22 protein-coding genes are annotated in these 24,960 nt (G+C 57.5%); 17 read left to right on the plus strand and 5 right to left on the minus strand.

Annotated features, from left to right (window positions below; genetic code table 11):
• Positions 1-18: 18 nt before the first annotated feature.
• Together J3364_RS15885 and J3364_RS15890 are read right to left on the minus strand one after the other, a co-directional pair.
• A complete protein-coding gene (locus J3364_RS15885; protein ID WP_349559237.1) occupies positions 19-1,557 on the minus strand; it encodes a WS/DGAT/MGAT family O-acyltransferase in 1,539 nt (512 codons plus the stop codon).
• 125 nt (positions 1,558-1,682) lie between these two features.
• Positions 1,683-2,624 carry a LysR family transcriptional regulator gene (locus tag J3364_RS15890; RefSeq protein WP_349559238.1) on the minus strand — a complete coding sequence of 314 codons (942 nt, stop codon included), beginning with the start codon at positions 2,622-2,624 and terminating at the stop codon, positions 1,683-1,685.
• 136 nt (positions 2,625-2,760) lie between these two features.
• Between J3364_RS15890 and J3364_RS15895 the strand changes: the two genes are divergently transcribed.
• Positions 2,761-3,762, plus strand: coding sequence for a glutathione S-transferase family protein (locus J3364_RS15895; protein ID WP_349559239.1), 1,002 nt, complete (start codon positions 2,761-2,763; stop codon positions 3,760-3,762).
• Here the strand turns inward: J3364_RS15895 and ispB are convergent, their stop codons facing one another.
• On the minus strand, positions 3,763-4,731 hold the full coding sequence (gene ispB / locus J3364_RS15900) for an octaprenyl diphosphate synthase (protein ID WP_349559240.1): 969 nt from the start codon (positions 4,729-4,731) through the stop codon (positions 3,763-3,765).
• 319 nt (positions 4,732-5,050) lie between these two features.
• On the opposite strand from ispB, the gene rplU reads away from it, so the two are divergent.
• From rplU to proB, 4 genes are all read left to right on the plus strand, one after another.
• A complete protein-coding gene (gene rplU / locus J3364_RS15905) occupies positions 5,051-5,362 on the plus strand; it encodes a 50S ribosomal protein L21 (protein ID WP_123634200.1) in 312 nt (103 codons plus the stop codon).
• Positions 5,363-5,393: 31 nt separating this feature from the next.
• Complete coding sequence (rpmA, locus tag J3364_RS15910; RefSeq protein ID WP_123634201.1) at positions 5,394-5,654, plus strand: 50S ribosomal protein L27; 261 nt, start codon at positions 5,394-5,396, stop codon at positions 5,652-5,654.
• A 161-nt stretch (positions 5,655-5,815) separates the two neighbouring features.
• Positions 5,816-7,006 (plus strand): Obg family GTPase CgtA, encoded by a 1,191-nt coding sequence (gene cgtA, locus J3364_RS15915; protein WP_349559241.1) that lies wholly within the window; start codon positions 5,816-5,818, stop codon positions 7,004-7,006.
• A gap of 80 nt (positions 7,007-7,086) precedes the next feature.
• The gene (gene proB, locus J3364_RS15920) at positions 7,087-8,211 is read left to right on the plus strand and encodes a glutamate 5-kinase (RefSeq protein WP_349559242.1); all 1,125 of its coding nucleotides are present in this window, start codon (positions 7,087-7,089) and stop codon (positions 8,209-8,211) included.
• Positions 8,212-8,286: 75 nt separating this feature from the next.
• Here proB and rpsT read toward each other — a convergent pair whose 3' ends face one another.
• Positions 8,287-8,556 (minus strand): 30S ribosomal protein S20, encoded by a 270-nt coding sequence (rpsT, locus tag J3364_RS15925; protein WP_123634204.1) that lies wholly within the window; start codon positions 8,554-8,556, stop codon positions 8,287-8,289.
• Between the two features lie 241 nt (positions 8,557-8,797).
• Between rpsT and murJ the strand changes: the two genes are divergently transcribed.
• From murJ to J3364_RS15980, 12 genes are all read left to right on the plus strand, one after another.
• Positions 8,798-10,378: a murein biosynthesis integral membrane protein MurJ gene (gene murJ, locus J3364_RS15930; protein ID WP_349559243.1), complete on the plus strand. Its 1,581-nt coding sequence runs from the start codon at positions 8,798-8,800 to the stop codon at positions 10,376-10,378.
• Between the two features lie 98 nt (positions 10,379-10,476).
• The gene (gene ribF / locus J3364_RS15935; protein WP_349559244.1) at positions 10,477-11,427 is read left to right on the plus strand and encodes a bifunctional riboflavin kinase/FAD synthetase; all 951 of its coding nucleotides are present in this window, start codon (positions 10,477-10,479) and stop codon (positions 11,425-11,427) included.
• A 54-nt stretch (positions 11,428-11,481) separates the two neighbouring features.
• A complete protein-coding gene (gene ileS, locus J3364_RS15940) occupies positions 11,482-14,301 on the plus strand; it encodes an isoleucine--tRNA ligase (RefSeq protein WP_349559245.1) in 2,820 nt (939 codons plus the stop codon).
• Positions 14,302-14,303: 2 nt separating this feature from the next.
• The gene (lspA, locus tag J3364_RS15945) at positions 14,304-14,822 is read left to right on the plus strand and encodes a signal peptidase II (protein WP_349559258.1); all 519 of its coding nucleotides are present in this window, start codon (positions 14,304-14,306) and stop codon (positions 14,820-14,822) included.
• A gap of 2 nt (positions 14,823-14,824) precedes the next feature.
• Positions 14,825-15,277 carry an FKBP-type peptidyl-prolyl cis-trans isomerase gene (gene fkpB, locus J3364_RS15950; protein ID WP_349559246.1) on the plus strand — a complete coding sequence of 151 codons (453 nt, stop codon included), beginning with the start codon at positions 14,825-14,827 and terminating at the stop codon, positions 15,275-15,277.
• A complete protein-coding gene (gene ispH / locus J3364_RS15955; protein ID WP_349559259.1) occupies positions 15,277-16,248 on the plus strand; it encodes a 4-hydroxy-3-methylbut-2-enyl diphosphate reductase in 972 nt (323 codons plus the stop codon). The genes fkpB and ispH overlap by 1 nt, the downstream gene beginning before the upstream one ends.
• A 173-nt stretch (positions 16,249-16,421) precedes the next feature.
• The gene (locus tag J3364_RS15960) at positions 16,422-16,964 is read left to right on the plus strand and encodes a GspH/FimT family pseudopilin (RefSeq protein ID WP_349559247.1); all 543 of its coding nucleotides are present in this window, start codon (positions 16,422-16,424) and stop codon (positions 16,962-16,964) included.
• A complete protein-coding gene (gene pilV, locus J3364_RS22620) occupies positions 16,961-17,482 on the plus strand; it encodes a type IV pilus modification protein PilV (protein ID WP_502882524.1) in 522 nt (173 codons plus the stop codon). Before J3364_RS15960 ends, pilV begins: the two co-directional genes overlap by 4 nt.
• A gap of 7 nt (positions 17,483-17,489) precedes the next feature.
• On the plus strand, positions 17,490-18,266 hold the full coding sequence (locus tag J3364_RS15965) for a PilW family protein (RefSeq protein ID WP_349559248.1): 777 nt from the start codon (positions 17,490-17,492) through the stop codon (positions 18,264-18,266).
• A 10-nt stretch (positions 18,267-18,276) separates the two neighbouring features.
• Positions 18,277-18,849: a pilus assembly PilX family protein gene (locus J3364_RS15970; RefSeq protein ID WP_349559249.1), complete on the plus strand. Its 573-nt coding sequence runs from the start codon at positions 18,277-18,279 to the stop codon at positions 18,847-18,849.
• Between the two features lie 37 nt (positions 18,850-18,886).
• The gene (locus tag J3364_RS15975) at positions 18,887-24,109 is read left to right on the plus strand and encodes a PilC/PilY family type IV pilus protein (RefSeq protein WP_349559250.1); all 5,223 of its coding nucleotides are present in this window, start codon (positions 18,887-18,889) and stop codon (positions 24,107-24,109) included.
• Positions 24,110-24,120: 11 nt separating this feature from the next.
• Positions 24,121-24,576, plus strand: a complete 456-nt coding sequence (locus J3364_RS15980) for a type IV pilin protein (RefSeq protein ID WP_349559251.1) — start codon at positions 24,121-24,123, stop codon at positions 24,574-24,576.
• Between the two features lie 5 nt (positions 24,577-24,581).
• On the opposite strand, the gene J3364_RS15985 is transcribed toward J3364_RS15980, so the two are convergent.
• On the minus strand, positions 24,582-24,960 hold a 379-nt coding region (locus tag J3364_RS15985), incomplete at its 5' end, for a hypothetical protein (RefSeq protein ID WP_349559252.1).

Here is a 24,960-nt window from a genome sequence, read left to right on the forward strand (position 1 = left end):
GCCGATTCAGGGGCTTGCTCAATCGCGGAGCTTGCGAATGGATTTCTGGATGGCACCTTCAATCAGATGCAAGGTGTCGTCCAGAAGGGTCGAGCCGTGACCCGATCGTTCCAGCTCAGGCGGCATTTCGGCCGGCAGGTTCTCTGCCGCCGTTTCGATCGCCTGCAGGCTGTCCTCCACCAGGTCCACCAAACGATGACCGTCCGGCACCACATCCGGGCACAGCGTGAAGTTGAGGGTTAGTTGGCCTTCATAGCTGACGGCCACGATTACCAGGCCCATGCTGTCGAACAGCGGCGCGGAGTTGTATTGGTGGCTGAGTCGGGCGCCCTGCAGGTACAGCGGCACCTGCGGCCCCGGCACGTTGGTGATGGGGACGTTGAACACCGGCTGATAACGCTGGGCCAGCTGCAATTCGCTGTAGAGCCGCGCGGAAAGCGCAAGCATGGTTGACGGCACCAGTTCGGTCAGGCGGTCCGCGGCGATGGCTTCCTGGTAGGGTTCGGAGGCAACGGCATTCCAGTGGATTCGCCGGATTCGCGAGGCCGGGCAGGGCTGGTCAGTGGCCAGGTCGAGCAGCATGGCTGACATCTGGTTTCCCGTCGGGCGGCGCAGGCTTTTGGAACGCACCGACACCGGCGTCATGGCCACCAGCGAACGAGTCAGGTCGGCCTCATGTTCTTCCATGTAGCGGCGCAGCACTTCCGCGCACAAGCCCAGTACGACATCGTTGAGGGTCACGTCCCCAATGGCGACCTTGATGCTCTTCAGGCGCGAAAGGGGCAGGCTTTTGCCGAGGATTTGACGGTTGCCGGTGATCTGCCGATTGAACGGGCTGTGGGGAGCCGAGAATAGCGGCAGTGGCAAGGGCAGCTTGCGCAGCTGCTTCTGGATCATGCCGCGGGTGGTAGCCTCGACGGCGTTGGCCGCCAGTGACGCGATGCGGAACGGCTTGCGCAGGAGGTTGGTGCCGACCTGGAACAGTGCGCGCTGCTCGCTGGGTGCGGGCCGCGGGTGCCAGGGTTGTGGCGGACGAATCGGGTCAGGCGTGGGGCTGTACTCCAGCAGTTTGCCCATGATTTCCTCGCCGCTGAAGGCGTCGATGGCCGCATGGTGCAGTCGGACAATCAGGGCGAAGCCGCGGGCGTCCTCGCCCTCTTCCGGGGTGCCGGGCGTCCGCAGGCCATCCACGAACGTGATGTGCCAGAGCGGGCGATCCCGTTTCAGGGGTTCCTGCAGGATGCGCGAAGCGAGGGCCATCAGGCTGTCCTGGTCATTGCGGGCCCCCATCTTCACATACGCCAGGTGGCGTTCGATCGAGAAATTGGCATCGTCGACCCAGTAGGGGTGGCCCAGACGAAACGGAATGGGCTGCAGCTTTTCCCGGAAGAAGGGTACCACATGGAGTCGGCTGCGCAGATAGGACACGAAAGTGCTGAACGAGAGAGGTTTCTGGCAATCCTGGCCATCGAAGATGTAAATGCCGCCGATGTGCATCGGTGCGGTGTCGGACTCCAGGTAAAGGAAAGAGGCATCCAGTTCGGACAACTGCCGCATGAAAAACTCCCTGCGTTAACGGCCTGACAAAAAAATCGACGCGAGGCCATTTTGCGCTGCCCGCCTGATGGCGTCGAGTGTCATTGCGGGCTTTTTTATGGGCCTGTGAGGCCTTTCCGCTCAATCTACTGGGTGTGTGGGTCGATCCAGCGCCTGAACTGGTTGGGTTGGGACAGTCGGTCCCAGAACCACTTCAGCGCATTGCCCTGGCAGACCCGTTCCCCGGTCTGGCTTTCCTGGTGTCGGACCAGGTGGAGGACGACGGGTTGGCGTACGGCTTCCACGTCAATGGCAACCAGTTCGCCCCGGGCCAGCTGCTCACGCACCCGCGGTTCCGGCAGCCAGCCGACGCCCAGTCCGGCAGCCTGGGCCTGTATCTTCTGCTCGATGTTGCTGACGGTGATCGTACGCTGGCGGGAGAAAATGCCGGCGGTGGCCGGTTGCATGTGGCGCGCGGTATCGGCGGCGACAATGGCCGGGAAGCGGGCAATGGTTTCTTCACCGATGGGGCCGGACTCTCGGGTCAGCGGGTGATCCGGGGATACGGCATAGGTGAATGGCACCTGGCCCAGTATACGGGTGGTGAAGGGGCCGGCCGGACGGCTGACCGAGTCGGCGCCAAAGACCAGATCGACGCGCCGGCATTGCAACGCATCCCAGGCGCCGGCAAACACCTCTTCCACCAACTGGATCTCCACCGGCACGCCCAGGGCCTGAAAATCCTGGACGACCGGGAACAGGGCCTCGACGGGCAGAAGCGAGTTCACCGCAATCTTGATGCGGGTTTCCCAGCCCTGGGCAACCTGTTTGGTCGCGTGCGCCAGCGTATCGGCGGCGTCCAGCAGGGCCCGGCCTTTCTCGAGCAGGTAGCGCCCGGCCGGCGTCAGTTTGGCCCGGTGGCCGGAGCGGTCGAAAATCTCGATGTCCAGGTCGTCCTCCAGTTTCTGAACGGTGTAGCTGATGGCGGAGGGAACCCGGAACAGTTCCGTCGCCGCACCGGCAAAACTGCCCCGGCGGTCGATGGCGTCGAGGACCTTGAGGGCGTCGATCGTAATGGCGTTATGCATGTTCAGTCATTCTGATGGAGTTGGCCAGAAATCATCGTTTGAGTGGCGGTTAGTGTAGCCGTAATCTTCGGGGTAGAGCCAGCGTTAAGGCTTACAAGCCGACAACGAATCGACAGCACGTTTGATGGGAGGTTATATGGGACTGCTGGTAAACGGCCAATGGCAAGATCAGTGGTACGACACCGATAAGTCCGGAGGCAAGTTTGAGCGTGAGAGCGCCCGCTTCCGGAACTGGGTTACGGCAGACGGGTCGCCGGGCCCGACGGGTGAGGGCGGGTTTGCGGCCGAGTCCGGGCGTTATCATCTGTACGTGTCCATGGCCTGTCCGTGGGCGCACCGGACCCTGGTGTTCCGGGAACTGAAAGGGTTGGCCCCGCACATCTCGGTGTCGGTGGTGCATCCGCACATGCTGGAGAACGGCTGGGAGTTCCGGCCGGACGACCCTGCCCATCGCGATGATGTGAACGGCAAGCGCTTCCTGCACGAGGTCTACACGTCGGTCGCACCGGACTACACCGGCCGCGTCACGGTGCCGGTACTCTGGGACAAAACGCAGGGGAAAATGGTCAGCAACGAGTCCGCTGAGATCATCCGCATGTTCAACCAGGCCTTTGATGGCATCGACGGTGTGCGGTCCGACCTGGACCTGTATCCGGAAGCGCTGCGCCCCGATATTGATGCCGTCAACGAGCGGGTCTACGACACGGTCAACAATGGGGTTTACAAGGCAGGCTTTGCAACGGCGCAAGAGGCTTATGAGAAAGCCTACACGGCACTGTTTGACAGTCTGGACTGGCTGGATGACCGGCTTGCGACCCAGCGGTATCTGGTGGGGAATAGGCCAACGGAAGCGGACTGGCGCCTGTTCACGACGCTGGTGCGTTTCGACGCGGTCTACTACTCACACTTCAAGTGTAACCGCCAGCTGCTCGCCAGCTTCCCGAATCTTGCCGGCTATCTGCGGGACCTCTATCAGGTGCCTGGCGTCGCGGAGACGGTGGATCTGGAGCAAATCAAGCGGCACTACTACGTGAGCCAGCGGACCGTGAATCCGACCCAGATCGTGCCGGTTGGTCCAGCAGTCATGTTGGATGCGCCACATGGTCGGGAGGCGCTGGGGCCCGGTTTCCCGGGCTGATCAGGCTGTGCGGGCAACCGCAACTTCGGTCAGGAGCACCAGGGCGTCTTTTTGGGGAGAGGCGGGCAGATCGGCCACGCAGGCGCGAGCCAGGTCCGCTTCTTCCTGTGCGCGGCTGACGGTATAGTCCAGCGCGCCGGAGGTCTCGACGATTTCCAGGATGCGGGACAGCTCGTCCAGGCCGCCTTTGCGGATCGCCGAGCGGATCAGTTGGCTGTCCACATCGTTGGCATGAGCCATGGCGTGGATCAGCGGTAGCGTGGGTTTGCCCTCGGCCAGGTCGTCACCCACGTTCTTGCCCATTTCATCGGCTTTGCCGCGGTAGTCCAGCACGTCGTCAACCAGCTGGAAGGCCATGCCCAGGTGCTTGCCGTAAGCTTTCAGGCGGTTCTCGTCGTCGACGTCCGCGCCGGCCAGCAGGGCGCCACTGTGGGAGGCGGCCTCGAACAGCATGGCGGTCTTGTTGTGAATGACCGTCATGTACTGACTTTCCGAGATATCCGGGTTGCGCGTGTTCATCAATTGCAGAACTTCGCCTTCGGCAATCACGGCCGTGGCGTTGGACAGAACGTCCATGATCGGCATGCTGCCCAGCTCGACCATCATCTGGAACGCGCGCGAGTAGAGGAAATCCCCGACCAGAACGCTCGGTGCGTTGCCCCAGCGGGCATTGGCCGTGGCCTTGCCACGACGGAGGTCGGACGTGTCCACGACATCGTCGTGCAGCAGTGTGGCGGTATGGAGGAACTCAATAACTGCGGCCAGTTTGAGGTGGTCGTCCCGCTCGTAGCCCAGGGCGCGGGCTGTCAGCAGCACCAGCAGGGGTCGCAGGCGCTTGCCGCCACTTTCGACAATATACTGCGCGATCTTCTCGACCAGGGGGACATCGGAGGAGAGCCGGTGTGTGATCAGGTCGTTGACGCGGGCAAAATCGTCCGCGACGGTTTCATAGATACGCTGCGCTGTCATGCGGATGATCCGGTCATTATCGGGTAGGACGCGGCAATGCTAGGTATTGCTCCCGGGACTGTCAACTTGGGCGTCGGGTCCGTCGTCGCCGGATCCACTATGGCAGCATTGTCAGGGTCTGGAAATGGCGTCAGTCGACGCTTGTAAAGGACGGCCGCTTTTCGTACAATTGCGCGCCCTAACTCATCCCAACCTGCGCTCCCTGCTATAGGGTTGCCAGAGCGCTTCCCTTAGAACCAGGTGGATTAAAGAGCAGGGATGGGTCAATTGCCGGTCTGCAGACGGTTGGACGCAGGCCCGTTATACAGCGGAGAAGGTCATGTACGCAGTGATTGTCAGCGGTGGTAAGCAGCACCGCGTAGCGGAAGGCGAAGTCCTGAAGCTGGAAAAGATTGAAGTTGAAACCGGTGGCACTGTCGAGTTCGACAAAGTCCTGCTGGTTGCCAATGGCGACGACGTGAAAGTCGGCGCGCCGGTTGTCGACGGTGCTTCCGTGACTGCGGAAGTGGTTCGTCACGGTCGCGGTGACAAGGTCCAGATCATCAAATTCCGTCGTCGTAAGCACAGCATGAAGCGTCAGGGCCACCGTCAGTGGTTCACTGAAGTCAAGATCACGGGTATCAAGGGCTGAGGCTCTGAAACCCCATTAGAGGAGGCTAGTCATGGCTCATAAAAAGGCAGCAGGTAGTACCCGTAACGGTCGCGATTCCGAGTCGAAACGACTTGGTGTGAAGCGCTTCGGTGGTCAGGTCGTTAGTGCCGGCAGCATCATCGTTCGTCAGCGCGGCACCCGTTTCCACGCCGGCACCAACGTTGGTCTGGGTCGTGATCACACGCTGTTCGCCAAGTCGGACGGTGTTGTGAAATTCGAGGTCAAAGGCCCCGAGAGCCGCAAGGTTGTGAGTATCGTTCCAGCCCAGTAAGGGGCCGAACGTATACAGCCATTGCTGTTCACAAAAAGCCCCGCAGCTTTGAACGAAGCGTGCGGGGCTTTTTCGTATGGCCTGCCGATAACGGCGCTATAGAATGGTCATACAAAGGAGTTGATCAGAGGCTCCCAAAGTCATCCGGACAGGCAAAGAGCATGAAATTCGTAGATGAAGCGACAATTCGGGTTCAGGCGGGTAATGGCGGGCACGGCTGCCTGAGTTTTCGTCGCGAAAAATATGTGCCCAAAGGCGGTCCGGATGGTGGCGACGGCGGTGATGGTGGTTCGGTATACCTGGAAGCGGACACGGCGCTGAACACGCTGGTGGACTATCGTTTCCAGCGTTCCTACAAGGCGCAGACCGGTGAGGGCGGCTCGGGGCGTAACTGCTCGGGCAGCAAAGGCGAGGACCTGGTGCTCCAGGTACCGGTCGGAACGACCGTCGTCGACATGGATACCAATGAGGTGCTGGGTGACCTGACTCGGCCCGGTGAGCAACTGAAGGTGGCTCAGGGTGGATTCCACGGCCTCGGTAATACCCGCTTCAAATCGTCGATAAATCGGGCGCCGCGCCAGACCACCAACGGGACGCCGGGTGAGGTGCGTAACTTGCGCCTGGAGCTCAAGGTGCTGGCCGATGTGGGGTTGCTGGGACTGCCCAATGCCGGCAAGTCCACGTTTATTCGCTCGGTGTCCGCAGCGCGACCGAAAGTGGCCAACTATCCGTTTACCACGCTGGTGCCCAATCTCGGCGTGGTCAGTGTTCAGGCGCACCAAAGCTTTGTTGTGGCGGATATTCCAGGGCTGATCGAAGGTGCGGCGGAAGGCGCCGGTCTGGGGATTCGCTTCCTCAAGCACCTGGTGCGCACTCGCCTGCTGCTGCATCTGGTGGACGTGGCGCCTTACGACGGTTCCTTGCCGGTGGACAGCGTGCGCGCAATCGTCGGCGAGCTGCACAAGTTCAGTGAAACGTTGGCCGGTCGCGAGCGCTGGTTGGTGTTCAACAAGGTCGATATGTTGCCGGAAGACGAGCGCGAGTCGGTCTGTCAGGCGATCGTCGACGAGTTGGGCTGGGATGGCCCGGTTTTCCGCATCTCCGCACTCAGCGGTGAAGGCACCAAACCGCTGTGTCAGGCGGTGATGCGCTGGATCGAGATCCGCGCCGAAGAGGAGGCGGAGAATCCGGATCTGGCGGAGCAGGAATCCGCCATTCGCCGGCAGATGGATGAGGAGGCGCGGCAGCAGATCGATGCGATCAAGGCTGCGCGTCGTGCCGAGCGAGACAATGATGATTTTGATGACGACGACGATGATGACGGCGTCGAAGTCGTCTACGCGCCTGAGTAACCGGGGCTTTATTGTGTTGCGTCGCCACGGCCTTGGGCGAGCAGGGCGTTCAGTCGGGGATAGGGAGTAAGCGGAAGAGTATGTCAGAACGTCGACGGATGGAGCGGGCCCGGCGCCTGGTCGTGAAAATCGGGAGTGCCCTGCTGACAAACGATGGCAAGGGGCTGGATGTGCCGGTGCTGGCCGATTGGGTGGACCAGTTGGCGGCTTTGATCGATTCCGGCGTTGAAGTGGTTCTGGTGTCTTCCGGCTCCGTGGCCGAGGGCATGAGTCGTTTGGGCTGGTCAGAGCGCCCGCAGCATCTGCATGAGCTTCAGGCGGCGGCTGCCGTGGGGCAGATGGGGTTGGTGCAGACCTGGGAGGCGCAGTTCAAGCGTCATGGCCTGCATTCCGCGCAGGTTTTGTTGACCCACGATGACCTGTCCGACCGCAAGCGCTACCTGAACGCCCGGAGCACGCTGCGCACCCTGCTGGATTTGGGCGTGGTGCCGATCGTCAACGAGAACGACACCGTGGTCACCGACGAAATCCGCTTCGGCGATAACGATACCCTCGGCGCTCTGGTGGCGAACCTGGTGGAAGCGGATGGCCTGGTCATCCTCACCGATCAGGATGGTCTGTTCGATAGCGATCCCCGCAAACACGCCGACGCCCGTCTGGTCGACGAGCGCCTTGCCAGTGATCCGGAGCTGGATGTCATGGCGGCTGGCGGTGCCGGTATGCTTGGTCGGGGCGGTATGCAGACCAAGGTGCGGGCGGCGCGTCTGGCTGCACGTTCCGGTGCTTTTACGGTAATTGTCGGTGGGCGCCTGCCGCAGGTGGTGTCCCGCGTTCGAAGCGGCGACGTGCTGGGTACGCTGTTATTGCCTGAGCAGGGGCGAATCGCGGCGCGCAAGCAGTGGCTGGCCAGTCATCTGAAAACCCGCGGGCAACTGGTTCTGGATGCAGGTGCGGTGAAGGTGCTGTGCCAGGGTGGTCGCAGTTTGTTGCCGGTTGGGGTGCGCTCGGTGTCCGGGCAATTCCGTCGGGGAGAGATGGTGTCCTGTGTCGATGAGTCCGGGCGTGAGGTGGCGCGGGGGCTGGTCAACTACGATGCGGACGAGGCGCGGGCCATTGCCGGGCGTTCCAGTGACCGGATTACCGAAGTGTTGGGGTATGTCTCCGATGAGGAGATGGTGCACCGGGACAATCTCGTCATCGTGTGACCCTTTGTGTTGGAGTTATATCCGAGCATAAAAAAACCGGCCATCAGGCCGGTTTTTTTATGCTCAGTCTGCGGATCAGGCGCTTTTCAGGGCCTTGATCTTGGCGGACATGCGGCTCTTCAGGCGGGCCACCTTGTTCTTGGTGTAGATGCCTTTATTGACCATGCTGTCCAGGATCGGCTGGGCCGTGGTGAAAGCGGCTTGCGCTTCATCGTAGTTGCCAGCTTCGATCTTGCTTTGAACTTTCTTGACGTAGGTGCGCGACATGGAACGCAGGCTGGCGTTGTGCTTGCGGTTGTTCTCGTTCTGACGAGCGCGCTTACGGGCTTGGGGAGAGTTTGCCACCGTATAACTCCTGAAATTCGTTTCTGAAAAATAGCGGGCGCGCCTACAATCAGCGCCTCGAAATAAATGACGCGGAACTATGCCGTTTCGGGGGCTTGATGTCAAGTGAAATACGGCTCAAATCCCCGCTGTGCCGGGTGTGGTAGACTCCCCGTCGGCACGCGCTCTGGCTGCTGTTGCGGCGGTCATTTCGGCGTTTCCGTACTGCCTTTTCCTTTTGCCGTGACAAGGATCTCGCTTGATGGCCTCCGAGCCCGCTCCGAACGATTCCCAGAAATCTCCGCCAAAAGCGCCCGGCCTGTTGCGCTCATCCGGGGTGGTCGGTGTCATGACCATGCTGTCCCGGGTGCTCGGTCTGGTTCGGGATATGGTCATTGCCCGCTATTTTGGCGCCGGCACCGGAGCGGATGCCTTCTTTGTCGCGTTCAAGATCCCCAACTTCCTGCGCCGCCTGTTCGCCGAAGGCGCCTTTTCCCAGGCTTTTGTGCCAGTGCTGTCCTCGTATCGCGAGGCGCAGTCGATGTCGGATGTCCGGCGTCTGGTCAATGCGGTGGCTGGTACCCTTGGGCTTGTGCTACTGGGCGTCACGATTGTAGCGATGATCGGCTCGCCGCTGCTGACCTGGGTGTTTGCGCCGGGCTTTTCGGACGAGCCGGAAAAGTTTGCTTTGGCCGCCGATATGCTTCGGATTACTTTTCCCTACCTGCTTTTGATCTCGTTGACGGCATTTGCCGGCGCGATCCTGAACAGTTACGACCGATTCGCAGTGCCGGCGTTTACTCCGGTCTTGCTGAACCTGGTCATGATCGGGGCGGCGATCTTCCTGTCGCCGTTGATGGAAGCGCCGGTGATGGCCTTGGCGTGGGGCGTCTTCGTCGCCGGAGCCCTGCAGTTGTTTTTCCAGTTGCCGTTCCTGATGCGACTCGGGCTGATGCCGCGGCCCAAAGTCGACTACCGTCACGAGGGCGTTCGCCGGGTGCTACGGCTGATGGCGCCGGCCTTGTTCGGGGTTTCGGTCAGTCAGATCAACCTGTTGCTGGATACGGTGCTGGCGTCGTTCCTGCAAACCGGCAGTGTGTCCTGGCTTTATTACTCGGATCGTCTGTCAGAGCTGCCGCTGGGCGTGTTCGGCGTGGCGATCGGCACCGTGATCCTGCCCAATCTCTCACGCAAGCACGCCGCGGAGGCACCGGACCAGTTTGCAGCGACGGTGGACTGGGCGATTCGAGCGGTGTTGCTGATCGGCGTGCCGGCGGCACTGGCGCTCTGCCTGCTGGCTGAGCCCCTGTTGGCGACCCTGTTTCACTACGGCGAGGTGACCGATCGGGATGTGGTGATGTCGGCCCAGAGTCTGCGTGCCTACTCGCTGGGGCTGCTGGCTTTTATGCTGATCAAGGTGCTGGCGCCGGGGTTCTTCGCCCGCCAGGACACGCGGACGCCGGTACGGATCGGAGTCATCGCCATGGTGTCCAACATGGTGTTTAACCTGGCGCTGATCGTGCCTCTGGCTCACGCTGGTCTGGCCCTGGCGACCTCGCTGTCCGCCTGGCTGAACGCCACGCTGCTCTGGCGCAACCTGCGCCGGGAAGGGGCATGGCAGCGGCAGGCGGGGTGGCTTCGCTTCCTGGCACAGTTGGCGGCGGCCAACGCCGCGCTGGCCACGGTCATCCTCCTGCTTGGGACGCCGGTATCGCAATGGTTGGTCATGAGCGGGTTGGAGCGGGCACAGGCCATGGCGGTGCTCGTTGGCAGCGGCGTAGTGGCCTATTTTGTCGTGCTGGCGCTGGTCGGCGTTCGGGTCCGGCATTTCCGACTGCGTTGATCCGGGCGGGCCTTCGGCTTTCAGCACCTTATCCCGCTGCGGCAGATCGTTTATAATCGCGTGTTTTCTCACCACGACCCGCCAAAGGTGTGTAGTTCATGCGGCTCATCAGAGGCCTCACCAATCTGCGATCGCTGGCTGAACGGCCCGACTCGCCATTAAGCCAAGGCTGCGTTGCCACCATCGGCAATTTTGATGGTGTGCACGTTGGGCACCAGACGATTATCGAGCAAGTTAAAGCCAAGGCGGCCGAACTGGGCGTGCCAAGCCTCGTGATGATTTTCGAACCCCAGCCCCGCGAGTTCTTTCAGGGCAGTGACGCGCCGCCGCGGCTGACCGGCTTCCGTCAGAAGATCGAGGCCTTGAGCGATGAAGGTGTCGACATGGTGCTGTGCATCCGGTTTGATGAGCAGTTTCGTCAGTACTCCGGCATGGGCTTTATTGAGGACATCCTGATTGACGGTTTGGCGGTGCGTCATCTGGTGATCGGCGATGATTTCCGCTTTGGCTGTGACCGGGCCGGAGACTTCGCCCTGCTGGAACAGGTGGGGCGCGAACGAGGCTATGGCGTTGAGCGCACCGTCACGGTGGAAGTCGATAATGAGCGCGTCAGCAGCACGAGAGTCCGGAAGTGCCTTCGGGGCAACGAGTTGGCAACCGCTGAACGTCTGCTCGGGCGGCCCTATGCTATCAGCGGGCGCGTGGTGTACGGCCGGCAGCTGGGGCGCCAGCTAAACGCGCCGACGGCCAACATCCTGCTGAAACGGATGCCAGCCCTGCGGGGCGTCTACGTGGTGCGCACGCAATTGCCGGATGGCACCGACTGTGACGGCGTCGCCAATATAGGCCTCAGGCCCACGGTTGACGGGCGCCGGCCCTCACTGGAAGTGCACCTTTTTGACTTTGCTGGCACACTGTACGGCCAGCGTATACGCGTAGAATTCCGCCACCCGCTGCGGGATGAAATCAAGTTTGACTCTGTGGACGCGCTGAAAGCCCGGATCGATCAGGATATTGATGAAGCCCGGGCCTGGATTGCGGCACACTGACGCCTTGTTGAGACCCTTTCAACAGCACGATTCACCATTGACCGACAGAGCACTATGAGCGATTACAAGCATACCCTGAACCTGCCGGAAACCGGGTTTCCGATGCGTGGCAACCTGGCCAAGCGCGAGCCCGAGATGCTTCAGCGCTGGCAGGATGCCGATATCTACGGAACGCTCCGCGAAGCCCGCCTGGGCCGCGAGCGCTGGATTCTCCACGATGGTCCTCCGTACGCGAACGGCAGCATTCATATCGGTCATGCGGTAAACAAGATTCTGAAGGACATGATCGTCAAGTCCCGCAGCTTCATGGGCTACGACGCGCCTTATGTGCCGGGCTGGGACTGTCATGGTCTGCCGATCGAGCACAAGGTGGAGCAGGAAATCGGCAAGGCCGGCGTCAAGGTGGACTACAAGACGTTCCGTCAGGCCTGTCGCGACTATGCCGCCAAGCAGATCGAAGGTCAGAAGGCCGACTTCATCCGGCTGGGCGTGTTTGGTACCTGGGATAAACCGTACCTGACCATGGACCCGAAGGTGGAAGCCGACATTATCCGCGCCCTGGGCCGGATCGTCGAAAATGGCCACCTGGTTCGCGGCTATAAGCCGGTGTATTGGAGTGTTGTCGGTCAATCTGCACTGGCGGAAGCAGAAGTCGAGTATCAGGACAAAACCTCCACCCAGATCGACGTCCGCTTCACCATCGTTGATCAGGAGGCGGTACTGGGTGCCTTCGGCCAGCCCGGTGGCGACGGTCCGGTCTCGGTCGTGATCTGGACCACCACGCCCTGGACCATCCCGGCCAACCAGGCGGTGTCGCTGAACGCCGAACTGGAATACGCACTGGTGCAGCTCGATGCCGGCAACGGACCTGAGAGGATGGTGCTGGCCTCCGACATGCTGGAAGACATCATGACTCGCTGGGGCATCGAGGATTACAAGGTCCTCGCCACCTGCAGCGGCGCGGCGTTGGAGCAGCAGAAGCTCCAGCATCCGTTCTATGACAAACAGGTGCCGGTGGTTCTCGGTGATCACGTCACGACGGACGCCGGTACCGGTGCAGTGCATACGGCGCCAGACCACGGTATGGAAGACTTTGAAGTCGGCAAGGTCTATGGCATCGACACGCTGAACCTGGTCCAGGCCGATGGCACCTACACCAGTGCCGCCGGCGAATTTGCGGGCGTTCACGTCTACAAGGCGGACGATCCCATCTGCGAAGCGTTGGCGCGTGAAGGCAAGCTGGTGCGCAAGGAAAAATTCCAGCACAGCTACCCGCATTGCTGGCGGACCAAGACGCCGCTGATCTACCGTGCGACGCCGCAGTGGTTCATCAGCATGGACGTGAAAGGCCTTAAGGATAAAGCACTGGAAGCCATCAAGGGCGTCCGTTGGGTGCCGGCTTGGGGCCAGAACCGTATTGAGGCCATGGTCGAGCAGTCGCCGGATTGGTGTATCTCCCGTCAGCGGACCTGGGGCGTGCCGATCGCGCTGTTTATCCACAAGGAAACCCAGGAGCTGCATCCGAATACGCCGGAGCTGATCGAGGCAGTGGCCAAGCAGGTCGAAGAAGGCGGTATCGACGCCTGGTACGAACTGGATGCCGCGAGTCTGCTGGGTGCCGATGCAGATCAGTACGACAAGGTGACCGATACCCTGGACGTGTGGTTCGATTCCGGCGTCACGCACGCCTCCGTCCTGCAGAAGCGCGAAGATCTGGGGCAGTTCCCGGCAGACATGTACCTGGAAGGCTCGGACCAGCATCGCGGCTGGTTCCAGTCGTCGCTCAAGACGTCCATCGCCATCAACGGTGTCGCGCCGTACAAGCAAGTGCTGACCCACGGCTTCACCGTGGACGGCAAGGGCCGCAAGATGTCGAAGTCGCTGGGCAACGTCATCGCGCCGCAGGAAGTCATGAACCAGCTGGGAGCCGATATCCTGCGCCTGTGGGTGGCGGCGACGGACTACAGCGGCGAGATGACCGTGTCCAACGACATCCTCAAGCAGACCGCGGATGGCTACCGCCGGATCCGCAACACCGCACGCTTCCTGCTCAGCAACCTCACCGGGTTCGAGCCGGACAAGCACGCCGTTGCGCCCGAAGAGATGCTGGCTCTGGACCGCTGGATGGTGGACCGGGCGCTGACGATGCAGCAGTCCTTGAATGAGGATTACCAGAACTACGCCTTCCTCAAGGTTTACCAGAAGATCTACAACTTCTGTGAAGCGACGCTGGGCGGGTTCTATCTCGACATCATCAAGGATCGCCAGTACACCACCCAGGCGGACAGCCTGGCACGTCGATCCTGCCAGACCGCGCTGTTCCATGTGGCGGAGGCTCTGGTGCGCTGGATCGCGCCGATCCTGAGCTTCACCGCTGACGAGATCTGGCAGCACCTGCCGGGCGAGCGTGGCGAGAGCGTCTTCCTGGAAGACTGGTACAGCGGCTTGGTCGCGTTGCCGGCGGACCTGTCGATGGGTCGCGAATACTGGGATGACATCCAGGGCGTGAAAGAAGCTGTGAACAAGTGCCTGGAAGATGCCCGTAACCGGGGCGACATCAAGGGCTCCCTGAGTGCCGAAGTGACCCTGTATTGCGAGGGTGATCTCAAGGCCGATCTGGAAGCGCTGGGCGACGAACTCCGCTTCGTGCTGATCACCTCTGAAGCGACCGTGGCACCGATTGCGGAAGCCGGCGATGCCGAGCAGACCGGCCTGGAAGGGCTGCGGGTCCGCGTCGTGCCGACGGCTCACGCCAAGTGTGACCGTTGCTGGCATCACCGCGAAGACGTCGGGCAGCATGCCGATCATCCCAAGCTGTGCGGTCGCTGCATCGAGAACATCGAAGGCGACGGCGAGAAGAGGGCGTTTGCCTGATGATGGCGCAGACAGAGGAGATGGCCGTGACCCGCTCTCCGTTGCACTGGCTCTGGCTCGCGGCTGCGGTCATTGCGATTGATCTGGGCAGCAAAGCGATGGCGTCTGCCTCGCTTGGTTTAGGAGAGTCGATCCAAGTGCTGCCTTTTTTCAACCTGACCTTGCTGCACAATCCAGGTGCTGCATTCAGCTTTCTGGCAGGTGAGGATGGCTGGCAGCGCTGGTTCTTCGTCGCGCTGGCGGCGGTGGTCAGCGTGGTACTGATCCGTTGGCTGTCCCGCCTGGGCGCCGGGGAGCGATGGATGGCGGTGGCGATCGTCCTGATCCTGGGCGGCGCGATCGGCAACGTCTACGATCGTGTTGTGCACGGGTACGTCGTCGATTTTCTACACTTTTACTGGAACCAGTACCATTTTCCCGCCTTTAATCTGGCCGATACGGCCATTACGATTGGCGCATTGATGATGGTAGTGGACCTGTTTCGCAAATCGCCGGAACAGCCGGCCGATCAGGGAGAATAAGCATGACAGCGCTGCCTGTGGACAAGGGGACCCGTATCACCCTGAACTTTGCGTTACGGCTGCCGGATGGCAGCGAGATTGATTCCACGTTTGGCAAGGCGCCGGCGTCGCTGGAGCTGGGCGACGGCAATCTGCCGGAGAACTTCGAGGCACTCCTCGTGGGTATGAAGCCGGGCGAGCGGAAGACCTTCGAAGTGCCGCCAGAGCAGGCGTTCGGTCAGCATAATCCGTCGAACATCCAGACCTTCAAACGGTCCGATTTCGGGCCGGATATGGTGCTGGAGCGTGGCGCCGTGATTTCCTTCGCCGATGCGCGTCAGGGCGAGCTGCCGGGCGTGGTTCATCACGTGGAAGGCGATCAGGTGGAGGTGGATTTCAATCACCCCCTGGCCGGGCGTACACTGACCTTTGATGTGGAAATTGTCAGCGTGGAACCCGCGCAGATAGCACACTGATTCAGCAAGACAGGGCAACTATGCAGATTCGACTGGCCAACCCCCGTGGCTTCTGTGCCGGCGTCGACCGGGCAATCGAGATCGTCAACCGGGCACTGGACGTGTTCGGCGCGCCGATCTACGTCCGTCACGAAGTCGTCCACAACAAGTTCGTGGTCAGCAATCTGCGCGATCGTGGGGCCATCTTTGTCGATGAGCTCGACGAAGTGCCCGACGATCACCTGGTGATTTTCAGCGCCCACGGCGTGTCCCAGGCGGTGCAGAAGGAAGCCGCCCGTCGTGGTCTGAAAGTCTTCGACGCCACCTGTCCGCTTGTCACCAAAGTGCATATGGAAGTCATGCGCTACAGTCGCGACGGCCATGAATGTGTCCTGATTGGCCACGAAGGCCATCCGGAAGTGGAAGGCACCATGGGGCAGTACGACCGCAGCAACGGCGGCGACATCTACCTCGTGGAAGACGAGGCGGATGTCGAAAAGCTGGCTGTCCGCGATCCCAGTCGATTGGCCTACGTCACCCAGACCACCTTGTCCATGGACGACACCGCACGGGTCATCGACGCCCTGCGCGCCCGTTTTCCCGAGATCCAGGGACCACGCAAGGACGACATCTGCTACGCCACCCAGAACCGCCAGGACGCGGTCAAGCAGCTCGCCGGCGATTGCGACCTGATGCTGGTCGTCGGCTCCCCCAACAGCTCCAACTCCAACCGCCTGCGCGAACTCGCCGAGCGCATGGGCACCCCCGCCTACCTCATCGACGACGCGGCCCAGATCGACCCCGACTGGCTCAAAGGCCGCAACTCTGTCGGCGTCACCGCTGGCGCCTCCGCACCAGAAGTACTGGTGCACGACGTTATCCGCAAGCTCCAGGACCTTGGCTGTGAAGCGCCCGAGGAAGTGCCCGGGCGGGAGGAGAATATTGTGTTCTCTATGCCGAAGGAATTGCGGATTCCAGTCCGAGAAGTTTGACTTAACGCTGGAGACGTATCTCCCGAGCGCATTCGTCTAATCGAACGGATTGGTTTCATGGATGTTCACCATGGCTACCGTTTGTCTTTCCTGTTTGTCCGCTTGTCGGATCCCGGCTGAATTTGCCTGTTTGATTACCTAGAGTTAACGGTGTCAAAAAGGGATTGGGATTCATGCCTAAGCAAGCTGCGTTTACGCTCATCGAATTGTTAGTTGCGATAGCCATCATGGTCATTCTAGTGACTGTGGCGGTGCCGTCGTTTCAGTCGGTTATTGCAAGTAATCAGTTACTTGAAGCCAGAGATAGCATGCTATCGGCTATTCAGTATACAAAGGGAGAGGCTGTGGCCAGGAATCAGCCGGTTTCAGTTTGCCCCTCAACAGATGGTAGTACTTGCGGTGGATCGGGTGACTGGGCAGATGGTTGGATCGTCGTGACTGATACGAATGAAACCGGAGCTGTCGGTATAGGAACGATACTGCGGGTATTTGATGGGCCGGATGCATCTGCTGTATCCCTTCAGCATAACGGGGGTGGCGGAGCACTCAGCTTTATCCGGTTTTTGCCAAACGGGCTAGCTCAAAATATGGCTCCCCCGAGCCGCTATTTCGGATTTTGTGACCCGGATGGCGATGTTCAGCCCTATTCGCTGATTGTCGCCGTGACGACCGGTCAGGTACGTACTGGGACAGCTGCGGAGGCTAATTGTCCATGATAGTTCCAACATCAACGCCGCGATCCAGTCAGGCCGGTCTCACAATGATCGAGATACTGGTAGCAGTCCTCGTTTTAGCGGTCGGTTTGTTAGGGGTGGCTGGGCTCCAGGCGCTGAGCCTCAGGAATGCGACCTCTGTTCACTTTGATCAACAGGCGCAAAGCTACGCTGACGACATCATTAACCGAATAATGGCGAACAGGGACGCTGCGACGTCCGGCGACTATGCAGCGACCCCCCCTACGTCCGAGCCCTCGACAAACTGTTCCACGGAAACCTGTGGCGCGTCTCAAACCGCAACCTGGGATCTTTGGCAATGGAATGAGGCGCTGACCTCGGATGTTGGAGCACCGCCGCAGGCAGTCGGGAATGTCGATTGGAATAATGCAACCGGTGAATACACGATTTCCATTACGTGGGATGCAGCCAATTTGGGGGCCACGTATGTCGCCCCGACCTGCACTGCAGCTGATAACACGTCAGCTGGGTGTTACTTCACAGCTTACAGAGTGAGATAGCGATTTGATGTCTAAACAAAAAGGGCTGTCCCTGATTGAGTTGATGATCGCCATGACGCTGGGGCTAATATTAATGGCGGGCGTCGTCCGAATTTTTTTGAGCAGTAAGCAAACCTACACGGTCGTGACGGCTCAGTCGCAGGCTCAAGAAAACGCCAGGGTGGTTACTCACTTTCTGGGAAGAGGCCTCCGTCACGCAGGCTACTGGAGTGATCCCACCGTTGCCCGCGATTTTGACGATCGGCTTGGTTTTGGTGAGGACGAAGTCATCACTGCGACAAATAATGACGCTACCAACAATAGCGATACCGTAACGATTCGATATAACGGTGCGGCCGACGGCGCGATTCACACCTGCCTAAATGGGCAGCCTGATGAGACTGAAATCGCTGTTGATCGTTACTTTATTGCGCCTGCTTCTGGCTCAGAACAGGTGGCAGGATTGCGCTGCCAGAGCCAAATCTTTGCCATAGGTTCATCTACAGCCAAGTCGAATACCACTCAAACGCTGATTGTTGGCGTTGAGAACCTTCAGATTGAACTCGGTCTGGGTGACGAGATGCGAGTTAAGGAATATGTCAGTCCTGATGAAGTCACTGATTGGACGGAAGTCAAATCAATCCGGTATGCCGTCCTTGCAACATCGAATCAGGACACAGCGGGTCAGAAGGATACCAGGTCATATCAGTTGATCGATGGTGAAACCGTTAACGGGGCTGGCGATAAACGTTTGCGACTCGTGCAAAAAGACACAGTATTTCTCCGTAATTATCGAGGCAAATAGGCATATTTCGATGAGTGAAATTAAACGGATTCATAAGCCGTTAAAGCTAATGCGTCAGGAAGAAGGCGCCGCATTGCTGGTGAGCCTCGTCATGCTGCTGTTGCTCACGATTATCGGATTGAGCGCCGTGAATTTGACCACCATGGACACTCGAATCTCCGCCAATATGAAAGATCGAAGTATGGCTTTCGATGCTGCAGAAACGGCGCTGAATATTGCAGGCGATACGATCGAACCCGGAACGCCGACGCCAGATTCCTCTACCGCCGGCATGCTCTCCTCAAGCATGGCCGATAACTGGTGGAAGTCCGCCGATGAAACATGGTGGACCAATAATTCGGAAGCCGTCAGTGACTTCTCTGGTCGGAAGAATAGTACGAATGGCATTTCTTATGTCATTGAACAGCCAATTGAAATTGATTCAAACGGGGCCAATCAGCAAGTCAACGATTTAGGGATGGGGGGGATCAAACCCGTAACCCGATTCTATCGCATCACGTCTCGAGGACGAGGTCCTGGCGGTGCAGATGTGAATCTGCAATCCGTCTATGCACGCAAGGTATATAACAATGCCGTCAATTGATAAGAACTCAGCATTTCCGGCTCAGGAGGGCAGGGGCATGAAAATTCATCGTGGATTCAGCTTCGCAATGGCGTTTGTTGCCACGTTGTTGGCCGGTGGGTATGCGCCCCATAGTGCCGCTGCATCACTCAACTTGGCAAGCAAGCCCTTATTTCTTGGATCGACGGCTTCTCCGCTCCTGATGATGGTCATGGGGCGAAATCACAAGCTTTATTATGAAGCCTACAACGATGCCTCTGATTTGAATAACGACGGTAAGCTTGACGTCGGTTATAAGCCTAGTATCGATTACTACGGCTATTTCAATAGTTACGCTTGCTATGACTATGACACTGGGAATAATCGATTTGTACCGAAGAGTGTCAAGTCTGAAGCAGACAAGGCGGCGGGTATCAAAAGTTGCAATACTCGTGCTGATGGTTCGGGGGCTAATTATGCTGGCAGTTGGAGTGGTGACTTTTTAAACTATGTCACCATGGCGCGCATTGACGCATTGCGAAAAGTTTTTTACGGCGGTTATCGCTCTACTGACACGGCAGATATGACCGTTCTGGAGCGGACTCACATCCCGTGGGATGCGCACAGTTGGGCAAAAGAGTACCGGAGCCCTGAAAAAGACGGCTACTACATCGAAGCCTACACGCCATTAGCCCAGCCACCAGAAGGTAAGGGGCACCTGTTTGGTAATCTTTCCGAGTCAGCAAACAATCCCATTCTCAAGGTTTTGCCCAACACCAACTTTCGTCCTTGGGAGTGGGCGTCTATAGAGCGTCCAGTGTTGGCTGATAAGTGCGTGCCAGGCATCGGTGCCGGCAAGGTTAATTGTGAGACCTCAGCTGGTGACGATGGTTGGGAGTTGGCGGATTCTGAATTGTTTCAGAACTTGACTCTAAAATATTACACCACGTGTAAAAAATATTATGACACCGACAAGGAGGGGGACTCCCGAGACGACTGTAATTCTGTCGGATCTCCGGGGAGTGCAAGTGAATACGATAACTTCGTTGACAATTTTGAAAGATCAAACCGACAGATGGGTTCAACCCAGTCACTTGATGTTATCAAAGGTGGAAATATTGGATATGAGCATTATCTGTCCATCGTTAAGGGATCAATGGTTATTCCTAAAACCGGAGATTACACCTTTTCTGTTGATGGTGATGATGCAGTTGAGTTTCTAATAAAAAATTCGTCAGGTAGCACTATTGAAAAACGCATTAGCTGGTTTGGTGGGCACAGTGCCTGCTCTGACGACAATTGCCATAAGGACAAAAGTAAATCGGTCTATCTGTTGGCGGGAACTTACCAAGTTGAATTCCGGCATCAGGAATCTGGGGGGGGGGATAGTTTTCAACTTCTGCAGCCCAAGACGACAGCTTCATCGACGTTTGCCAGATATACCGTGCGTGTACAGGTTTGTGCTTCGGCAGCGTTGCTTGAAGACAACTGCAAAACTTATAGCGATGGAGCAGGGAATACTAGCTACAAGCCAACCGGATTACTTCATGACTACGGTGAAAATGACAGCATCCTTTTTGGGCTGTTAAGTGGCTCGTACGAAAATAACCTAGATGGCGGGGTTTTGCGTAAAACGATTGGCTCGTTTAAAGACGAGGTGAATAGTTCGGACGGTACCTTTACGGATATGAACGGTATTGTCAGCACGATGAATAAACTGCGAACAGTTAATTTTGAAAATGCCGGAACAGGGAAATCTCAATACAGTTGTGGCTGGATCACTACACGTCCAATTTCGGATGGCGAATGTGATATGTGGGGTAACCCTATCGCTGAGATGATGTATGAAACGGTTCGCTACTTCCAGGGAAAAAAGAGTCCAACAGCAGACTTTGAAATCAGTGACTCTGGCAACAACGATGCAGCCCTTGGTCTACCAAATGCAAAATGGGATGATCCCTATGATGAGGTGAATGGGCAGCCTTACTGTGCCAACCCGTACATGATGGTGTTGTCTGACATTAATCCGAATTATGACTCGGATAAGGTGCCGGGCAGCTATTTCTCGGATTTCTCTGGTGACCTCTCGCCAGCGATGAACGTGAAGACGCTAGCAGACACAATCACGGCACACGAAGCGGATGTGACTGGGATGCATTATATCGGTCAATCCGGTGATGATGCCGATAGTGCACCGACAGCAAAGAATATTAAGTCCCTTGGGACCATCCGGGGATTGGCTCCGGAAGAACCGACCAAATTAGGGAGCTATTATTCGGCGTCTGTAGCCTACTATGGTTGGCTAAATGATCTGTTTCCAAATAAGGGCTCGGATACAGATCCGACTCGAATTAATACTTTTGCGGTTGCTTTGGCCTCACCGTTGCCGAGGATTGAGATCCCGGTTGGCGACGGCCGTATTGTCACATTGGTTCCATTCGCCAAGTCTCCCGGTGGCAGTGGCATATCCTCCAAAGAGGGGGACTTCCAACCAACTAACCAGATTGTTGATTTCTATGTAGAGAGTATTACCGACACGGAAGGCAGTTTCCTCATTAACTTCGAGGATGTCGAGCAGGGTGCAGATCATGACATGGATGCCATCGCTCGATATAAATATAAGCTTGATGACGACGGCTCGATCACAATCTCGGTCAATTCGCTTTATGCTGCTGGTGGCATAGATCAGCATATGGGATATGTCATCTCGGGCACCAAGTCAGACGGCATTTACCTCGTCGTGCGAGACATAAAGGATGACGAGGAAAATGACTCGTCTACACCTGTTTACTATCTGGATATGCCTCCTGGCCGTGACCAGGGAGACAGTCGGGGTACTGATCAACTACCACTTTCCAGTACGAGAACATTCGAAGCCGGTAACTCAACCGCGGCTACGTTGTTGCAGGGCCCACTATATTATGCGGCCAAGTGGGGCGGGTTCATTGACCACAATGGCAATAATATCCCTGATCAGGCCGATGAATGGGACGTCAAAAATAATACGACCCAGGCTGAAGGTGCAGATGGCGTACCAGATAACTACTTCCTAGTCACGAATGCACTGGGATTAAAAAATCAGCTGAGTTCGGCCTTTGACGTTATATTGGAAAGAGAAGCATCCGCTTCGACAGTAACTGTCAATTCAGGCGAGTTGAATACTGACTCCCTTCTGTTCCAGGCGACCTTTAATGCAAAAAACTGGTCGGGCAATGTAGATGCATACCCGATCGACTCGTCCGGTGTGGGAAGTGCAGTTTGGAATTTACAGAATGTTCTCAGCAGTCAGTACTCGTCGAATAACGCTTTCGACGATAAGCGGCAGGTCGTTACTTATAACGCGGAAGTTGGTGTTGGTGTGCCATTCCGTTGGCCCGTGGATCCGGAAAACCCGAGTGATACCGAAATAAGCTCGGTTCAAGTTAAGGCCCTTCGGGGTGGTGTCACTGACAATCCGGACGAGTATGGTAGTAAAGTGCTGGATTACATCCGTGGAGATCAGAGTCAGGAGACTGCGGGGACGACCTATGATTTCCGCGAACGGAAGGATGGGATAATAGGTGACATTGCTAACTCAGATCCTCTTTTCGTCCCCGCTCCAGCATTTTTCTATCCTGATGACTGGCCGGGCAATGCTCCAGAGGACTCGCACAAGTATTCTGATTTCCGAAAGGCGCTAAAGGATCGTGATGCTGTGCTTTATTTTGGCGCTAATGATGGGATGTTCCACGCAATCAATGCGTTTGAAGGTGTGTCCGGAGACGGGGTAAACAGTGGAGGACAGGAACTGCTTTCCTACGTTCCGTCCATGGTTTACGGCAATTTGGCGTATCTCAGTAGTCCCAACTACGTCCATAAATATTACGTTGACGGTCCATCGACCTATGCCGACGCTTACTTTTCAGGTGATGAGCGCTGGCATACTGCGTTGGTTGGAAGTCTGCGTGCTGGTGGGCAAGGGCTATTCGCCCTTGATATCACCGACCCAAGAGGCGTGACTAATCTTGGATACCCCTCCTTTAATGAGGATGATGCTGATAGTTTGGTGCTTTGGGAATTCTCGGATAGTGACGATGCGGACCTAGGGTACACATATGGTGAGCCAGTTATCGTGCGGATGGCCAATGGAAAGTGGGCCGCTGTATTCGGAAACGGTTACAACAACACGGCCGCCGATGGGCATGTTAGCGCCACAGGCAACGCTGTACTCTATATTGTCGACATCGAAACAGGCGAGATAATCCGCAAGCTGGATACTGGTGCAGGCCTTGCAGATGATGCACAAAATCGCCCAAATGGCTTGGCAACGCCTAAGGTTGTCGATTTGAACGGAGACGATATCGCGGACTCGATATATGCGGGTGATTTGCAGGGCAATATGTGGAAGTTTGATGTATCTAGCGGCAATGCTGATGACTGGGGGATTGCCTACGGAACCGATGACAGTCCACAACCGCTGTTCGTTGCAAAAGACAGTAATGGAAACCGGTTGCCTATTACATCGGCCCCTGCCGTTGGTTCACACCCCAATCGTACGACGGGTAGTGACGATGTTTTGGTCTATTTTGGAACGGGGAAATACATCGAGACAACCGATAATGACCCTGACGACCAAAATACTCAGTCGTTCTTTGCGATATGGGACGACGGTTTAAGTTATGGCGCTACCCGAAGTCAGTTGCTGCAGCAGAAAATTGAGGCTGAGGCCACCACTGGAGACTACAGCTATCGACAGATCAGTGACAACGAGATTCGCTGGACGGCTGAAGAAGATGAAGAGGGCAATGTGTTGCCGGCTCATCGCGGCTGGTTCATAGATCTAATCAACACTGAGGATGGCAACACGGATAATAGAGGGGAGCGAGTCATATACGAGCCTACCATCCGTAATGATCGGATCATCTTCACGACACTCGAGCCAAGCAAGGATCAATGCTCGGCTGGTGGATCCGGTTGGTTGATGGAATTGTCGGCGCTCAGTGGTTCCAGGTTGGCGGACTCGCCTTTCGATACCAATAATGATGGCCAGTTTGATGAGAAGGACCTCATCGACTTCGAGGAGGATGATAAGAACTGCGATGGGGATGATTGTGCCAAGAACAATTTGGCCGGCGGTGGTCGTAAAAAGAACGAAGGCGGCATCCCAACAACGCCAGCTATTTCAGACGTACCTGGATCCTGTGCAGCTGGCCAATGTACTGAGAAGAAGTTCATTGGTACATCAAACGCGAAAATCGATGTTGTCACAGAGTCTGCGAAAGCATCCACACAAGGGCGCCAGAGCTGGCGGGAAGTTAATTGATGAGGCGAACAATGACCCATTACCACAAGAAAAGCTGGGGTAGCATTGCGCCCCAGCGCGGTTTTTCACTAATAGAGCTGGTCGTTGTGGTTGCGATCATTGGTATTCTTGCCGCGATTGCCATTCCATCTTATCAGCGCTATGTCCAGAAAACGCATCGTGCTGACGCGAAGGCTGCGCTTAAGGAATTGGCGCAGTCTATGGAGGAGGCCTACGCCCGAAACTACTCGTTCAAGGGGCTGGCTGACGGTGGCAGTGATACCGGGACGCCGAACAACGCCGTCCTGCGTGGAACCAGTGCGGATTTTTATAACTTGACGATCAGCAGTGCAACGGCGAATACCTACACGCTCAAGGCAACGCCGACAGGCGTTCAAGCGGAAGACCGCTGTGGCACGCTGTCGGTCGACAATGTTGGCGTAGAGAAAGCCGTGAAAGGAGGGAGTGTCGTTAACGACTGCTGGTAATGTAATTATTGGCAATCAATAGATGCTCCCGGAGATCGTTCATCGATACCGTTGTGATCATAGTCCAGGGAGGTTCGTACTCGGCCGGCGAAAGAAATAATTAACGCCCTGGCTCCCTTTTGCGATCTCGGGTTACAAATTTCCAGGGAACCCGCCGAGCCGTTTGCGGTACCTATGGCATTCCACTGGAATTGCGGGCGACTGGTGGGGATTTTCAGCACACTCCAGTCGCCCATGTCCAGAGATAGAGTGCGAATTCGTCGCCCCTGCAAAAGTAAAAACCTGAACAAAGGCAATGAGTTGGCCTGACTTCGGGGTATAATATCCATCATAAATCTCCCCGTTTCGTCCAAAAACCGGAAGAAAGCCCCATGATCCCACGGG

The sequence above is a fragment of the Marinobacter sp. NFXS9 genome (assembly GCF_040148665.1).
Classification (GTDB): domain Bacteria; phylum Pseudomonadota; class Gammaproteobacteria; order Pseudomonadales; family Oleiphilaceae; genus Marinobacter_A; species Marinobacter_A mangrovi.

What these genes read in the sequence shown, in the direction of transcription:
- J3364_RS15885 (WP_349559237.1), bottom strand. Translation starts at nt 1,557, where the DNA reads ATGCGGCAGTTGTCCGAACTGGATGCCTCTTTCCTTTACCTGGAGTCC.
- fkpB (WP_349559246.1), top strand. Translation starts at nt 14,825, where the DNA reads ATGACAGCGCTGCCTGTGGACAAGGGGACCCGTATCACCCTGAACTTT.
- ispB (WP_349559240.1), bottom strand. Translation starts at nt 4,731, where the DNA reads ATGACAGCGCAGCGTATCTATGAAACCGTCGCGGACGATTTTGCCCGC.
- lspA (WP_349559258.1), top strand. Translation starts at nt 14,304, where the DNA reads ATGGCGCAGACAGAGGAGATGGCCGTGACCCGCTCTCCGTTGCACTGG.
- J3364_RS15970 (WP_349559249.1), top strand. Translation starts at nt 18,277, where the DNA reads ATGAGTGAAATTAAACGGATTCATAAGCCGTTAAAGCTAATGCGTCAG.
- pilV (WP_502882524.1), top strand. Translation starts at nt 16,961, where the DNA reads ATGATAGTTCCAACATCAACGCCGCGATCCAGTCAGGCCGGTCTCACA.
- cgtA (WP_349559241.1), top strand. Translation starts at nt 5,816, where the DNA reads ATGAAATTCGTAGATGAAGCGACAATTCGGGTTCAGGCGGGTAATGGC.
- J3364_RS15965 (WP_349559248.1), top strand. Translation starts at nt 17,490, where the DNA reads ATGTCTAAACAAAAAGGGCTGTCCCTGATTGAGTTGATGATCGCCATG.
- J3364_RS15890 (WP_349559238.1), bottom strand. Translation starts at nt 2,624, where the DNA reads ATGCATAACGCCATTACGATCGACGCCCTCAAGGTCCTCGACGCCATC.
- ileS (WP_349559245.1), top strand. Translation starts at nt 11,482, where the DNA reads ATGAGCGATTACAAGCATACCCTGAACCTGCCGGAAACCGGGTTTCCG.
- ribF (WP_349559244.1), top strand. Translation starts at nt 10,477, where the DNA reads ATGCGGCTCATCAGAGGCCTCACCAATCTGCGATCGCTGGCTGAACGG.
- murJ (WP_349559243.1), top strand. Translation starts at nt 8,798, where the DNA reads ATGGCCTCCGAGCCCGCTCCGAACGATTCCCAGAAATCTCCGCCAAAA.
- J3364_RS15980 (WP_349559251.1), top strand. Translation starts at nt 24,121, where the DNA reads ATGACCCATTACCACAAGAAAAGCTGGGGTAGCATTGCGCCCCAGCGC.
- J3364_RS15960 (WP_349559247.1), top strand. Translation starts at nt 16,422, where the DNA reads ATGCCTAAGCAAGCTGCGTTTACGCTCATCGAATTGTTAGTTGCGATA.
- rpmA (WP_123634201.1), top strand. Translation starts at nt 5,394, where the DNA reads ATGGCTCATAAAAAGGCAGCAGGTAGTACCCGTAACGGTCGCGATTCC.
- proB (WP_349559242.1), top strand. Translation starts at nt 7,087, where the DNA reads ATGTCAGAACGTCGACGGATGGAGCGGGCCCGGCGCCTGGTCGTGAAA.
- rplU (WP_123634200.1), top strand. Translation starts at nt 5,051, where the DNA reads ATGTACGCAGTGATTGTCAGCGGTGGTAAGCAGCACCGCGTAGCGGAA.
- J3364_RS15975 (WP_349559250.1), top strand. Translation starts at nt 18,887, where the DNA reads ATGAAAATTCATCGTGGATTCAGCTTCGCAATGGCGTTTGTTGCCACG.
- J3364_RS15895 (WP_349559239.1), top strand. Translation starts at nt 2,761, where the DNA reads ATGGGACTGCTGGTAAACGGCCAATGGCAAGATCAGTGGTACGACACC.